The organism is Xanthomonas arboricola (genome assembly GCF_003353015.1).
Classification (GTDB): domain Bacteria; phylum Pseudomonadota; class Gammaproteobacteria; order Xanthomonadales; family Xanthomonadaceae; genus Xanthomonas; species Xanthomonas arboricola_E.
In genome coordinates this window covers 497,240-510,220 of the sequence record NZ_QREM01000007.1, presented here as the reverse complement: position 1 = coordinate 510,220, position 12,981 = coordinate 497,240, and the positions used below count along the sequence as shown (strand labels likewise).

Here is a 12,981-nt window from a genome sequence, read left to right as displayed (position 1 = left end):
CGGTCAGTCGATGTAGCGCTTGAGCAGATCGCCATACGCATCGATGCGGCGATCGCGCAGGAACGGCCAGATGCGGCGCACGTGTTCGCTGCGCTGCAGGTCGACGTCGCACACCAGCACGGTCGGATCCTGTCCGGCTTCGGCGATGAATTCGCCCTGCGGCCCCAGCACATGGCTGTTGCCCCAGAACTGGATGCCCGACGCGCCCAGCGGCGAGGGCTCATGGCCGACGCGGTTGCACGACAGCACCGGCACCCCGTTGGCGACCGCATGGCCGCGATGGCTGAGCACCCAGGCATCGCGCTGGCGCTCCTGCTCGGGTTGCTGGTCGTCCGGATCCCAGCCGATCGCGGTGGGGTAGAGCAGCAGTTCCGCACCGGCCAGCGCCATCAGGCGCGCGGCTTCGGGGTACCACTGGTCCCAGCACACCAGCACGCCGAGCCGGCCGACCGAGGTATCGATCGGCGCAAAGCCCAGATCGCCCGGGGTGAAATAGAACTTCTCGTAGAAGCCCGGATCGTCCGGGATATGCATCTTGCGGTACTTGCCGAGCAGGCGGCCGTCCTTTTCGAACACCACCGCGGTGTTGTGATACAGCCCGGCCGCGCGGCGCTCGAACAACGAGGCCACCAGTACCACGCCATGCTGCTTGGCCAACGCACCCAGCCGCTCGGTGCTGGGGCCGGGGATCGGCTCGGCCAGGTCGAATTCGTCCACCGACTCGTGCTGGCAGAAATACGCACCGTTATGCAGTTCCTGCAGCAACACCAGCTTGGCGCCCTGCGCAGCGGCTTCGGCCACGCGCGATTCGATGATGGCCAGATTGGCCTCGGCGTCGCCGTGGTTGCGCTCCTGGATCAGCGCGACGGGAAGGAGATGACGGGTCATGGCAATTGGTCCAGCGAAGTGGCGCACCAAGGTAGCGCGCGATGGCGTAACACCGGCCTGCCGGCCGGGACAGGAGTTTTTCAGCCCGCCAGCAAACCGGCGGGCAGCTGCATGGTCAGGCAGTGCAGGCTGCCGTTCTGCCAGATCAACGGCCGGCACGGCACCGGCACGATCTGGTGCTGCGGAAACGCTTCGGCCAGCACTGCCTGCGCGACCGCATCGGCCTTGTCGCCGTACGCGGGCATCAGCACCGCCCCGTTGACGATCAGGAAGTTGGCGTACGAGGCGGCCAGGCGCCGGCCCTGGTCCAGGATCGGTTCGGCCCATGGCAATACGAACAGCCGATACGGCTGCCCATCGGCGGTGCGCAACGCCGCCAGTTCGGCGCCCATCGCCTGCAGTTCGGTGTAGTGCGAATCGGTGGCCACATCGCAGCCCTGGTAGACGATCGCATCCGGGCCGGCAAAGCGCGCCAACGTGTCGATATGCGCGTCGGTGTCGTCGCCTTCCAGGTAGCCATGATCCAGCCACAGCACGCGGTCCTGCGCCAGCCACGCGGCAAGGTCGGTACTCAGCGAATCGCGCGTGCGCTGCGGATGCCGCTCGTGCAGGCACTTCCAGGTGGTCAGCAGTGTGCCGGCACCATCGGTCTCGATCGCGCCGCCTTCCAGCGCAAAGTCGACGGTCTGCACCTGCGAGGGCACGAACACCTGCGCTGCATCCAGCGACGTGACCAGCTGATCGTCCAGGCTGGCCTCGAACTTGCCGCCCCAGCCGGTGAAGCGGAAATCCATCAGCCGGAAACCACCATCCTGGCGCAGCGTGATCGGGCCGGAATCGCGCAGCCAGGTGTCGTTGTAGGCCGCAATCACGAAGCGCACCCGCGTCATATCCACCCGCGCCGAGCGCAGCCGCGCTTCCGCGTAGATCTGCAGATCGTCATCGGCCACGCATACGATCACCGGCTCGAAGCGGGAAATCGCCGTGACCAACGCGATATAGGTCTCTTCCACCTCGGCAAGGCGCTCGGCCCAGTCGGTGCCCGCATGCGGCCAGGCAATCAACACGGCGGATTGAGGTTCCCACTCGGCGGGAAAGCGAACGCTATCGGTCATACCTGAAAATTACCCATCAATGCCCAGGCAAGCCCGGGCTGTTAATTCAAATCCCCGCACATGGACGTGCGGGCTCTTGCATCCAATCGAGTGCATCCAATCGAGCTCCAGCAACCCGCAATCACCTGACCGGCGGCTTGGGACCGATCTCGTCGGCATCGGCCTGGTTGGCCACCACGTCGATCACCCGGCTCTTTTCGAAGTACACGGTGAAGGCCGGATACACCCAGCGGTGGATCGTCGGCCACTGGCGCTTCTGGCCGCCGCGCGGTTCCAGCTTTTCCTGCGGCGCGCCGTAGCGGCCTTCGACCTGGGTCATGCTGTCGCCGCGCAAGGGCAGGGCAGCGGCGGGCTTCTGCCGTGCGCGGTCGACCAACAACGTCTCGGCCGACGCAACGGCACCGATCCCCATCAGCGCGATCAGCGGCAGGACAAACAAACGGTTGCGCATGTCATCTACTCCCCAGTGGACAAGATTCGGATGGTGATTACAGCAAAAACCGGAACGGGCGTGCCCGCACGGCGCCGTTGCCCACGCCGCACCGTGATGTCGGTCGGGCCGTCCGTCACTCGTGCCCGTCGGACCCTGGCGCACTGCAGCGTGCATGTAGCAACAGCGGGCGTGAAGCATCGGCCAAGAAAAAACCGCCCGGAGGCGGCTTTCTCGGGTCTTGCACGCGCCGCGGACGCTTAGCGCTGACGCGCCTTGAAGCGCGGGTTCGACTTGCAGATCACGAAGACCTTGCCGCGGCGGCGGACCACCTTGCAGTCGCGGTGACGGGTCTTCGCAGACTTCAGGGAGGACAGGACTTTCATGGCACACCTCGGCGTAAACGGTTGGATTCGATGGAAGAGTGCCCGCAATCGAGGGTGCACCCGGAATTAAGCCGGCAATTCTAACCGGCTTTTCGTCGTGCTTTCAAGTGGTTGCATCGCAATCCCCGCGAGCGGCGCTACACTACCGCCTGATGACCTTCCGGAAACCTGAATGACCGACCTTTCGCCCGTCCTCACCATCGATGGTCCCTCCGGCGCCGGCAAGGGCACCGTGAGCCGGATCGTGGCCGCCCGGCTGGGCTGGCACTACCTCGATTCGGGCGCACTGTATCGCGCGGTGGGCGTGGCGGCGAGCTGGGCCGATCTGGATGTTTCCGACCCGGCGGCGCTGGTGCGCTGCACCTTCGACACCAGGGTGGAATTCGACGATGCAGGCGAAGCGGGGCTGCGGGTGCTGGTCAACGGCGTGGATGCCACCGGCGAGCTGCGCCTGGAGACCACTGGCGCGCTGGCCTCGGCAATCGCGGCCATTCCCGAGGTGCGCAGCGCGCTGAAGGAGCGCCAGCGCGCATTCAGGCAGGCGCCCGGCCTGGTCGCGGACGGGCGCGACATGGGCACGGTGATCTTCCCTGATGCCGCCTTCAAGGTGTTTCTGACCGCCAGTGCCGAAGAGCGTGCGGGCCGTCGCCATAAACAGTTGATGGAAAAGGGTGTTTCGGTTATCTTTGACGACCTGCTGCGCGAGATCATGGCTCGAGATGCCCGTGATGCGCAGCGGGTAGTGGCGCCATTGCGGCCGGCCGAAGACGCCGTGCTGATCGATACCAGCGGAATGGGGATCGAGGATGTCGTCCAGCGTGTGGTCGGGGTGTTAGCCGCCCGCACGTCGTCGTAAGCGTTCCGCAAGCGGGCATGTCCCGCCGACCGTAAGGCGTTCCAAGGCTCCGTCGCACATCCCGTGTGGCGGTTCTATGACTACTTAACCGACTCGCTGTCCGGAGTCGACCAACAGGCTGGGCGCTTGGCATCTGTCGCATCCGACGATCAACGCCCGTGTGTTCAACCGAGTAAAATTCAAATGACAGAATCTTTTGCTGAACTGTTCGAAGCCAGTCAAGCCAATCTGGCGAAGCTGAAGCCGGGCTCGATCGTCACCGGTACCGTCGTGGAAGTGCGCGGCGACGTGGTGGTGATCAACGCTGGCCTGAAGTCCGAAGGCATCGTGCCGATCGAGCAGTTCCGTAATGACGCTGGCGAGATCGATGTCGGCGTAGGCGACCAGGTCAAGGTTGCCCTCGATTCCATCGAGAACGGCTTCGGTGAGACCGTGCTGTCGCGCGAGAAGGCCAAGCGCGCAATGGTGTGGGACGAGCTGGAAGAGGCGTTGGAAAAGAACGAAACCATCACCGGCCGCATCAGCGGCAAGGTCAAGGGTGGTTTCACCGTGGACATCAAGGATGTCCGCGCGTTCCTGCCTGGTTCGCTGGTGGATGTGCGCCCGGTGCGCGACCCGGCCTACCTGGAAGGCAAGGAACTCGAGTTCAAGCTGATCAAGCTGGACCGCAAGCGCAACAACGTGGTGGTTTCGCGTCGTGCCGTGGTCGAGAGCGAGCACTCGGAAGAGCGCGAGCAGCTGATGGACAAGCTGCAGGAAGGCGCGATCCTGAAGGGTGTCGTCAAGAACCTGACCGATTACGGCGCGTTCGTGGACCTGGGCGGTATCGACGGCCTGCTGCACATCACCGACATGGCCTGGAAGCGCGTGCGCCATCCGTCCGAAGTCGTCAACGTCGGCGACGAGCTGGACGTGCGCGTGCTGAAGTTCGATCGCGAGCGTAACCGCGTCAGCCTCGGCCTGAAGCAGCTGGGCGAGGATCCGTGGGACAACATCGCCCGTCGTTACCCGGCCAACAGCCGCGTGTTCGGCAAGGTCTCCAACGTCACCGATTACGGCGCGTTCGTCGAGATCGAGCCGGGCGTCGAAGGCCTGGTGCACGTCTCGGAGATGGATTGGACCAACAAGAACGTCAACCCGTCCAAGGTTGTGCAGGTTGGTGACGAAGTCGAAGTGATGGTGCTGGATGTCGACGAGGAGCGTCGCCGCATTTCGCTGGGCATGAAGCAGGTTGCCGCCAATCCGTGGGAAACCTTCGCTGCCACCCATAAGAAGAACGACAAGGTGTCCGGTCAGATCAAGTCGATCACCGACTTCGGCATCTTCATCGGTCTGGACGGCGGCATCGACGGCCTGGTGCACCTGTCCGACATCAGCTGGAACACCACCGGCGAAGATGTCGTGCGCAACTACAAGAAGGGCGACACGCTGGAAGCCGTCGTGCTGGCAGTGGATCCGGAACGCGAGCGCATCAGCCTGGGCGTCAAGCAGCTGGAGCAGGATCCGTTCGGCCAGTACATGGCGTCCAACCCGAAGGGTTCGAAGGTCGAAGGCGTTGTGCGTGAAGTGGACGCCAAGGGCGCCACGATCGACCTGGCCGATGGCATCGAAGGCTACGTCGCTGCACGCGACATCGCCAACGAGCGCGTGGACGATGCGACCCAGCACCTGAAGGTCGGCGACAAGATCGAAGCCAAGTTCGTGGGCATGGACCGCAAGGGCCGCACCCTGCAGCTGTCGATCAAGGCCAAGGACGATGCCGAAATGCGCGAAACGCTGGAGGAATACCAGTCCTCCGCTGCGTCGGGCGGCATGACCCAGCTGGGCGCGCTGCTGCGTGCACAGTTGAACAGCAACAAGTCCGAGTAAGCGCGTAGCGCTCGCAAGAGCGTGATGGATCGGCCCGGGCTTGCCCGGGCCGATTCCGATGTGTCAGTCGAAAAAAGCAAGTCTTCCCATGACCAAGTCCGAATTGATTGAAATCCTGGCGCGACGTCAAGCGCATCTGAAGGCGGACGACGTGGATCTGGCAGTCAAGTCGCTGCTGGAAATGATGGGGCAGGCGCTCTCCGATGGTGATCGGATCGAAATCCGCGGGTTCGGCAGTTTCTCGCTGCACTACCGCCCGCCACGCCTGGGCCGTAATCCGAAGACCGGCGAGTCGGTCGCGTTGCCGGGCAAGCATGTTCCGCATTTCAAGCCTGGCAAGGAATTGCGCGAGCGCGTCAGCTCCGTGGTCCCGGTCGATCTGCTGGATGCGGCTGACTGAAGCACGTTCTGCCGCTGCGTTTATGTCGGCTCGGTTAAGCTAAGCCTCTTTTGACGGAGTCTGGCCATGAAGGTGTTTCGTTTGCTGGTGATGTTGGCCTTCCTGCTGGTCGGTCTGGTCATCGGTGCGGTCAATTCCCAGGACGTCACGCTCGACTTCCTTTTCTCCAGTGTGCAGACCACCTCCGGAATCGCGATCATCGTCGCGCTGCTGGTCGGTGTGCTGATCGGTGCCGGCATGGTGCTGGTCAGTGTGGTGATTCCCCTCTATTCCAAGCTGCGCCAGGCCAACAAGGCCGTTGCAGTCAGTCGCACCGACGCCAGGCCCATTGCGCCTGCCGCAGTCGAGCCGCGCCCCTTTGATGGACTGTAAGCGCGTATGGACTTTCTGACCGAGTGGATCTGGTTCTTCCTGTTCGTGCCGCTGGCAGCGCTGGGGGGCTGGATCGTTGGCCGCCGCGGCGGACAACGCCACGGCGACACTCAGGTCAGTCGCCTGTCCAGTACCTATTTTCGCGGTCTGAACTATCTGCTCAACGAGCAGCCGGACAAGGCTATCGAGTTGTTTCTGCACATCGCCGAACTGGACAAGGAAACCTTCGAGACCCAGGTTGCGCTGGGACATCTGTTCCGCCGTCGCGGCGAGGTCGACCGCGCGATCCGGCTGCATCAGGGCCTGGTGCAACGCGCCGACCTGACCGACCAGCAGCGCGTGCAGGCCTTGCTGGCCCTGGGCGAGGACTACATGAAGTCCGGCCTGCTGGATCGTGCCGAGACGGTGTTCACCGAGCTGGCGCAACTGGATCAGCGTGCGCCGCAGGCGCTGCGCCATCTGATCGGCATCTACCAGGCCGAGCGCGACTGGGAAAAGGCGATCGACAACGCCACCCGTTACGAAGAAGTCACCGGCGAGCCGATGGGCAAGCTGATTTCGCAGTTCGAGTGCGAGCTGGCCGATCGCTACCGCGGCCTGGGCAAGCCCGACGAAGCGCTGCAGGCAATCACGCGTGCCTATCAGGCCGACGGCACCTCGGTGCGTGCGGGCATCCTGGAGGGGCGCATCGAAGCCGAGCGCGGACACGACGAAGCGGCCGTCCGCGCGTTCGAACGGGCAGCGCGGCACGACCCGGAGTACCTGCCTGAAATCATCCCTGCGCTGATGGCGGCCTATCGCCGGGTCGGTGATATCGCAGGTGCGCGCAATTTCCTGTCGGAGATGACCGAGCACTACCGCGGCATCGCCCCGGTGCTGGCGTTGACGCAGCTGATGGAAGCGCAGGATGGGGTGGCACCGGCGCTGGCCTATCTGGGCCGCCAGCTCAAGGACCGGCCATCGGTGCGCGGCGAATCGGCGTTGATCGACCTGACCCTGGCCGAAGGCAGCGACCCGGTCGGCACCTTGCAGGATCTCAAGCACATCACCGACCAGTTGCTGGTGCGCAACCCGAGCTACCGCTGCACCCGCTGCGGCTTCGGCGCCAAGACGCACCATTGGCAATGCCCGAGCTGCAAGGAATGGGGCACGGTCAAGCCGCTGTTGAACTACGCGGTGGTCTGATGCCGCAGGCCTGGCTGTGGTGGTGTCTGTTGCACCTGGCGGTCGCGGCACTGGGAACCTGGGTGTTGCGGCGCTACGCCCTGCATCGGCGGCTGCTCGATCATCCGGGTGAACGCCGTAGCCATGTAGTCGCCACCCCGCGTGGCGGTGGCATGGCGATCGTGGCGGCGCTGCTATGCGGATGCGTGGCCGCAGGCGTGTTGTGGCCTGCCGCAGGCCCGCGCATCGCCTGGTTTGCTGCCGGGCTGATGCTGGTGGCCGGGGTGGGGTGGTGGGACGATCATCGTCCGCTGTCGGCCCGACTGCGTTTTGCCATCCATCTGTTGGCGTCGGTGATGCTGGGCTGGCTGGTCAGCCGGTACACCGGCAAGCTCTGGGACGGCGTGCTCACCGCCATGGCGTCGGTGGTGTTGATCAACGTCTGGAACTTCATGGACGGCATCAACGGCCTGGCCAGCAGCCAGGCCGCGCTGGCCGCGCTGGCGTTTGCTGCGGCCGTGCCGGGCGCCTGGGCCTGGGCCGGTCTTGCCGTGGCCGCATCCTGCCTGGGATTTTTGCCGTTCAACTTTCCGCGTGCGCGCATCTTTCTGGGCGACGGCGGCAGCGGGGCATTGGGATATGTGCTGGCCGCGTTGCTGGCGCTGACGGTGGCGTGCGCGCAGGTGAGTTGGTGGATCGGCTGGCTGCCGCTGACCGCATTTCTTGTTGACGCCGGCTTCACGCTGCTGTCTCGCATGCTCGACCGACAACGCTGGTGGGAGCCGCATGCCCAGCACCTCTATCAGCGGCTGGCGCGCAGGCTTGCGACGCACGTTCCGGTAACCGGTATTTATTTCGCTTTCAGCGTGGCTGCCGTCTGCTTGTATGTGTTAATTCGTCATGATGCAAATTGGCTGCAGGTGTTCGAAGCCCTGGTATGGGGCCTGGGTGCCACCGCGATCTGGCTTCTTCTGCGCGATGGACTGCGCAATTCCTGAGTAATGGACTCCTATGATTTCCTGGCGTGACCGTTTGACCAAAGCCCTGCCGCAAGCAGCGGTGGTGCTGCATGACCTGTTGATGGTGTGGGTATGCTGGCAGCTGTTGCACGCCGGCCGCTACTCCATGCTGCGCGACGCGCCGGATCTGCCGTTGTGGGATTGGCGCACCGGTGTCGTCCTGGTCGCGCAAGGGCTGGTGTTCTGGAAGATGGGCCTGTACCGCGGGCTGTGGCGGTTCGCCTCGGTGCCGGACCTGTGGAACATCTTCAAGTCGAGTTTTCTCGGCCTGGTCGCGATCGTGCTTGCGTTGTCCTACGACCGCCTGGATGGGGTGCCGCTGTCGGTACTGGTCGTCTATCCGTTCGCGCTGTCGGCATTGCTGGGCACGCCACGGCTGCTGTACCGGGCCTGGAAGGATTACCAGATCGCGCACTCCGGCGACGCCGCGCAGCGCGTGCTGATCCTGGGCGCAGGCCGTGCCGCCGAAGGCCTTGTCCGTGACCTGCGCCGTACCGGTGCCTTCGTGCCGGTCGGGTATCTGGACGATGCCAACAACCTGCATGGCGCCAAGATCCAGGGTCTGAACGTGCTGGGCAACCTGGACCAGGCTGCCGCCATCGCCAAGGAAACGGCGGCCAAGCTGCTGGTCATCGCGATTCCGTCGCTGGATGCGTCCGGCATGCAGCGCGTGGTGGCCATCTGCGAAAGCACCGGGCTGCCGTTCCGCATGGTGCCCAAGCTGATCAACGTGCTGGAAGGGCGTTCGCTGCCTGGCGAATTGAAGGAGGTCGCGATCGAGGACCTACTCAACCGCAAGCCGGTCACCCCGGACTGGCGCCTGATTCGCGACTGGTTGACCAACAAGACGGTGATGGTGACCGGCGCGGGCGGGTCGATCGGTTCGGAAGTCTGCCGCCAGTGCGCACGCCATGGTGCACGCCGCATCGTGCTGCTGGAGATCGACGAGCTGGCCTTGCTGACCGTCGATTCGGACCTGCGCCGTTTGTTCCCCGATATCGAAGTGGTGCGCGTGCTGGGCGATTGTGGCGACCCGGCGGTGGTCGCGCATGCATTGAACACCGCGCCGCCGGATGCGGTGTTCCATGCCGCCGCCTACAAGCAGGTGCCGTTGCTGGAAGAACAGTTGCGCGAGGCGGTACGCAACAACGTGCTGGCCACCGAAAACGTGGCGCGCGCCTGCCAGCGCGCACGCATCGAGACCTTCGTGTTCATCTCCACCGACAAGGCGGTCGAGCCGGTCAACGTGCTGGGCGCGAGCAAGCGCTACGCCGAGATGATCTGCCAGAGTCTTGATGCGCGCGATGCGCCGACGCGCTTCATCACCGTGCGCTTCGGCAACGTGCTGGATTCGGCCGGCAGCGTGGTGCCGTTGTTCCGCGAGCAGATCCGCCAGGGTGGCCCGGTCACGGTGACGCATCCGGACGTGACGCGCTACTTCATGACCATCCCGGAGGCCTGCCAGCTGGTGGTGCAGGCCGCCGCCTCCGCCTCGCATGGCGCGATCTATACGTTGGACATGGGCGAGCCGGTGCCGATCCGCCTGCTCGCCGAGCAGATGATCCGTCTTGCCGGCAAGCAGCCCGGCAAGGATGTGGCGATCCTTTACACCGGCCTGCGTCCGGGCGAGAAGCTGCACGAAACCCTGTTCTATTCCGACGAAGACTATCGCCCCACCGCGCATCCCAAGATTCTGGAAGCCGGCGTGCGCGAGTTCTCGCACGAGCAGGTGCTGCAGCTGGTGACGCGCCTGCGCGAGGCGGTTAACCGCTATGACATCAAGGCGATGGAGACGTTGCTGGGCAGCCTGATGCCGGATTTTGCGGCGGCTCGACGGAAAGTCGACGCGCGATCTGATACGGTCGTTCCATTCCCCGCACGTGAGGTCAGAAGACTTTAATGAGCAAGCGTATTCGCAAGGCCGTATTCCCCGTCGCAGGTCTTGGGACCCGCTTTCTTCCGGCAACCAAAACGGTTCCGAAAGAAATGCTGCCAATCATCGACAAACCGCTGATCCAGTACGCGGTCGACGAAGCCATCCAGGCCGGTTGCGACACGCTGATCTTCGTGACCAATCGCTACAAGCATTCGATCGCCGACTACTTCGACAAGGCTTACGAGCTGGAACAAAAGCTCGAGCGCGCCGGCAAGCTGGAGCAGCTGGAGCTGGTGCGGCACGCCTTGCCGGAAGGCGTGCGCGCCATTTTCGTGACGCAGGCCGAAGCGCTTGGCCTGGGCCATGCCGTGCTGTGTGCCAAGGCCGTGGTCGGCGATGAGCCCTTCGCGGTGTTGCTGCCGGACGACCTGATCTGGAATCGCGGCGCCGGTGCGCTGACCCAGATGGCCGATGTGGCCGAGGCCTCCGGTGGCAGCGTCATCGCCGTCGAGGACGTGCCGCATGACAAGACCGCCAGCTACGGCATCGTGGCCACCGATGCCTTCGATGGCCGCAAGGGCCGCATCAACGCCATCGTCGAAAAGCCCAAGCCGGAAGTGGCACCGAGCAATCTGGCCGTGGTCGGCCGTTATGTACTCAACCCGAAGATCTTCGAACTGCTCGAAGAGACCGGCGCCGGCGCTGGCGGCGAAATCCAGTTGACCGATGCGATTGCAGGATTGCTGCAGCAGGAAACCGTCGACGCCTATCGCTTCGAAGGCCGTCGTTTCGATTGCGGTGCGCATATCGGCCTGATCGAAGCCACCGTGCATTTCGCGCTCGAGCACGAGAAGCATGGCGGGCCGGCCAGGGAAATCCTGCGCAGCGCATTGGCCGAGGCCGACGCGCGCGGCTGATCGTCTGGCCATCGCCCGCATCCACGAACGACGCCAGCTGGCGTCGTTCGTCGTTTGGGCGCTTGCTGGGCCAGACCGCGGTGCCGTCGGTGATCGACGCGCAGTCCGAGCTGCTGGTGCTGCCTTACGACCGTGGGCGCGCATTGCAGTTGATCGCTGCCGGGGAGCCACCACAGTCGCCAAACCTTCGCGTCGGTGGTGGCATTCGGGCAGGCGCCCCCGCTCGAGTGGGGCGTGGACCAGGTCGCCGCCGTCGCCCGAGAGATCCGGCATCGCGATGCAGGTGTCGTGGCTGGTCGAGAAAACCCGGTCATGGAATGGCCGGCGCCAAGGTGCCGGCCTGAAGGGATGGAACGATCGACTCAGCCGTGCCGGCGTTGAGCGGCGGCGAAGGCTTCCAGCTGCTCGGGCGTGGCGTCTTTCTGGTGCTGCTGTTTCCAGTCGGCAAACGGCATGCCGTACACCGCTTCGCGCGCCTGCTCCTTGCTCATCGGCTGGCCCTGCGCTTCGGCGGCTTCGCGGTACCAGTCGCCCAGGCAATTGCGGCAGAAGCCGGCCAGGATCATCAGGTCGATGTTCTGCACATCCGGGCGCTGCTGGTTGAGATGCTGCAACAACCGGCGAAATGCGGCCGCTTCGATGGACGTGGTGGTGGAATCGGGTGTCGAGGTGGTGTCGGTCATGACGGAATCGGGGACAATGGACGGCCTTCGACTCTACACCTGACGCCCCATGACCGTTTCCGCGCCAGCTGCCTCTGCTCCGGCCCGCCTTCTCGATGGTCGCCGCATCGCCGAGGAACTGCTCGACGGCTTGAAGCTGCGCGTGGATGCGCGCCTGGCCGCCGGCAAGACGCGCCCCGGGCTGGCGGTGGTACTGGTCGGTGGCGATCCGGCCTCGTCGGTGTATGTGCGCAACAAGCGGCGTGCGGCGGAAAAGGTCGGCATCGAAGCCTTCGACTACGACTTGCCGCAAGGCACCAGCGAGGCCGAGCTGGCGCGGCTGATCGACCAGCTCAATGCCGATCCCAGGATCCACGGCATCCTGATCCAGTTGCCGTTGCCGGGCATCCCCGATGCCAACCGCCTGATCCAGCGCATCGATCCGCGCAAGGACGTCGATGGCTTCCATCCGCAGAATGTCGGGCACCTGGCGCTGCGCGAGTTCGGCCTGCGCCCATGCACGCCGCGCGGCATCGTGACCTTGCTGGGGCACACCGACCAACCGGTGCGCGGCCGCAATGCGACCATCGTGGGCGTGAGCAATCACGTCGGCCGGCCGATGGGGCTGGAACTGCTGATCGCCGGTTGCACGGTCACCAGCTGCCACAAGTTCACCCCGCCCGAGGTGCTGGAAGCCAGCGTGCGCAATGCCGACATCCTGGTGGTGGCGGTGGGGCGGCCGGGCCTGATTCCGGGCGAATGGGTCAAGCCGGGCGCGGTGGTGATCGATGTCGGCATCAATCGACTGGACGATGGCCGCCTGGTCGGCGATGTGGGGTTCGAGGCGGCGGTGCAACGTGCGGCCTGGATCACGCCGGTGCCGGGTGGGGTGGGGCCGATGACGGTCGCCACGCTGATGCAGAACACCATCGAGGCCGCTGATGCGGCCGGGATTCAGGATGCGGGAATCGGGATTCGCTAGAGGCGGCGGCGAAGCGCATGCATCGCTCCATCCGGATTGCATGCG

General features: G+C 64.7%; 14 protein-coding genes. 9 read left to right on the top strand and 5 right to left on the bottom strand.

Annotation, left to right across the window (positions count from 1 at the left end; all coding sequences use genetic code 11):
* Nucleotides 1-3: 3 nt before the first annotated feature.
* From C0541_RS05675 to ykgO, 4 genes are all read right to left on the bottom strand, one after another.
* Nucleotides 4-888 carry a carbon-nitrogen hydrolase gene (locus C0541_RS05675; protein ID WP_115046509.1) on the bottom strand — a complete coding sequence of 295 codons (885 nt, stop codon included), beginning with the start codon at nucleotides 886-888 and terminating at the stop codon, nucleotides 4-6.
* An 80-nt stretch (nucleotides 889-968) separates the two neighbouring features.
* Nucleotides 969-2,003, bottom strand: a complete 1,035-nt coding sequence (locus C0541_RS05670; protein ID WP_115046508.1) for an agmatine deiminase family protein — start codon at nucleotides 2,001-2,003, stop codon at nucleotides 969-971.
* 121 nt (nucleotides 2,004-2,124) lie between these two features.
* A complete protein-coding gene (locus C0541_RS05665; RefSeq protein WP_115046507.1) occupies nucleotides 2,125-2,454 on the bottom strand; it encodes a hypothetical protein in 330 nt (109 codons plus the stop codon).
* 239 nt (nucleotides 2,455-2,693) lie between these two features.
* The gene (gene ykgO, locus C0541_RS05660) at nucleotides 2,694-2,819 is read right to left on the bottom strand and encodes a type B 50S ribosomal protein L36 (protein WP_005913193.1); all 126 of its coding nucleotides are present in this window, start codon (nucleotides 2,817-2,819) and stop codon (nucleotides 2,694-2,696) included.
* 172 nt (nucleotides 2,820-2,991) lie between these two features.
* Here ykgO and cmk point away from each other — a divergent pair, with 172 nt between their 5' ends.
* The 8 genes from cmk to galU all read left to right on the top strand — a co-directional run bounded on the left by cmk (nucleotide 2,992) and on the right by galU (nucleotide 11,292).
* Nucleotides 2,992-3,675, top strand: coding sequence for a (d)CMP kinase (gene cmk, locus C0541_RS05655; protein WP_115046506.1), 684 nt, complete (start codon nucleotides 2,992-2,994; stop codon nucleotides 3,673-3,675).
* A 183-nt stretch (nucleotides 3,676-3,858) separates the two neighbouring features.
* Nucleotides 3,859-5,544, top strand: a complete 1,686-nt coding sequence (gene rpsA / locus C0541_RS05650) for a 30S ribosomal protein S1 (protein ID WP_016903550.1) — start codon at nucleotides 3,859-3,861, stop codon at nucleotides 5,542-5,544.
* Nucleotides 5,545-5,632: 88 nt separating this feature from the next.
* Entirely contained in the window at nucleotides 5,633-5,944 is a 312-nt protein-coding gene (locus C0541_RS05645; RefSeq protein WP_016903549.1) for an integration host factor subunit beta, read from the top strand.
* A gap of 66 nt (nucleotides 5,945-6,010) precedes the next feature.
* Nucleotides 6,011-6,316: a lipopolysaccharide assembly protein LapA domain-containing protein gene (locus C0541_RS05640; protein ID WP_115046505.1), complete on the top strand. Its 306-nt coding sequence runs from the start codon at nucleotides 6,011-6,013 to the stop codon at nucleotides 6,314-6,316.
* A 6-nt stretch (nucleotides 6,317-6,322) separates the two neighbouring features.
* A complete protein-coding gene (gene lapB, locus C0541_RS05635; protein WP_115046504.1) occupies nucleotides 6,323-7,501 on the top strand; it encodes a lipopolysaccharide assembly protein LapB in 1,179 nt (392 codons plus the stop codon).
* Nucleotides 7,501-8,478 carry an MraY family glycosyltransferase gene (locus C0541_RS05630; protein WP_115046503.1) on the top strand — a complete coding sequence of 326 codons (978 nt, stop codon included), beginning with the start codon at nucleotides 7,501-7,503 and terminating at the stop codon, nucleotides 8,476-8,478. Before lapB ends, C0541_RS05630 begins: the two co-directional genes overlap by 1 nt.
* Nucleotides 8,479-8,491: 13 nt before the next feature.
* The gene (locus C0541_RS05625) at nucleotides 8,492-10,399 is read left to right on the top strand and encodes a polysaccharide biosynthesis protein (RefSeq protein WP_161959899.1); all 1,908 of its coding nucleotides are present in this window, start codon (nucleotides 8,492-8,494) and stop codon (nucleotides 10,397-10,399) included.
* The gene (gene galU, locus C0541_RS05620) at nucleotides 10,399-11,292 is read left to right on the top strand and encodes a UTP--glucose-1-phosphate uridylyltransferase GalU (RefSeq protein ID WP_115046502.1); all 894 of its coding nucleotides are present in this window, start codon (nucleotides 10,399-10,401) and stop codon (nucleotides 11,290-11,292) included. Before C0541_RS05625 ends, galU begins: the two co-directional genes overlap by 1 nt.
* Nucleotides 11,293-11,654: 362 nt before the next feature.
* On the opposite strand, the gene C0541_RS05615 is transcribed toward galU, so the two are convergent.
* Complete coding sequence (locus C0541_RS05615) at nucleotides 11,655-11,975, bottom strand: DUF1244 domain-containing protein (protein ID WP_115046501.1); 321 nt, start codon at nucleotides 11,973-11,975, stop codon at nucleotides 11,655-11,657.
* Nucleotides 11,976-12,024: 49 nt separating this feature from the next.
* Between C0541_RS05615 and folD the strand changes: the two genes are divergently transcribed.
* Nucleotides 12,025-12,936 carry a bifunctional methylenetetrahydrofolate dehydrogenase/methenyltetrahydrofolate cyclohydrolase FolD gene (gene folD / locus C0541_RS05610; RefSeq protein WP_115046500.1) on the top strand — a complete coding sequence of 304 codons (912 nt, stop codon included), beginning with the start codon at nucleotides 12,025-12,027 and terminating at the stop codon, nucleotides 12,934-12,936.
* Nucleotides 12,937-12,981: the final 45 nt, after the last annotated feature.

Excerpts from the sequence above, each read along its gene's own strand:
- rpsA (WP_016903550.1), top strand. The coding sequence starts at position 3,859 with ATGACAGAATCTTTTGCTGAACTGTTCGAAGCCAGTCAAGCCAATCTG.
- C0541_RS05665 (WP_115046507.1), bottom strand. The coding sequence starts at position 2,454 with ATGCGCAACCGTTTGTTTGTCCTGCCGCTGATCGCGCTGATGGGGATC.
- folD (WP_115046500.1), top strand. The coding sequence starts at position 12,025 with ATGACCGTTTCCGCGCCAGCTGCCTCTGCTCCGGCCCGCCTTCTCGAT.
- galU (WP_115046502.1), top strand. The coding sequence starts at position 10,399 with ATGAGCAAGCGTATTCGCAAGGCCGTATTCCCCGTCGCAGGTCTTGGG.
- C0541_RS05625 (WP_161959899.1), top strand. The coding sequence starts at position 8,492 with ATGATTTCCTGGCGTGACCGTTTGACCAAAGCCCTGCCGCAAGCAGCG.
- C0541_RS05670 (WP_115046508.1), bottom strand. The coding sequence starts at position 2,003 with ATGACCGATAGCGTTCGCTTTCCCGCCGAGTGGGAACCTCAATCCGCC.
- C0541_RS05645 (WP_016903549.1), top strand. The coding sequence starts at position 5,633 with ATGACCAAGTCCGAATTGATTGAAATCCTGGCGCGACGTCAAGCGCAT.
- C0541_RS05615 (WP_115046501.1), bottom strand. The coding sequence starts at position 11,975 with ATGACCGACACCACCTCGACACCCGATTCCACCACCACGTCCATCGAA.
- C0541_RS05630 (WP_115046503.1), top strand. The coding sequence starts at position 7,501 with ATGCCGCAGGCCTGGCTGTGGTGGTGTCTGTTGCACCTGGCGGTCGCG.
- C0541_RS05675 (WP_115046509.1), bottom strand. The coding sequence starts at position 888 with ATGACCCGTCATCTCCTTCCCGTCGCGCTGATCCAGGAGCGCAACCAC.
- cmk (WP_115046506.1), top strand. The coding sequence starts at position 2,992 with ATGACCGACCTTTCGCCCGTCCTCACCATCGATGGTCCCTCCGGCGCC.
- ykgO (WP_005913193.1), bottom strand. The coding sequence starts at position 2,819 with ATGAAAGTCCTGTCCTCCCTGAAGTCTGCGAAGACCCGTCACCGCGAC.
- C0541_RS05640 (WP_115046505.1), top strand. The coding sequence starts at position 6,011 with ATGAAGGTGTTTCGTTTGCTGGTGATGTTGGCCTTCCTGCTGGTCGGT.
- lapB (WP_115046504.1), top strand. The coding sequence starts at position 6,323 with ATGGACTTTCTGACCGAGTGGATCTGGTTCTTCCTGTTCGTGCCGCTG.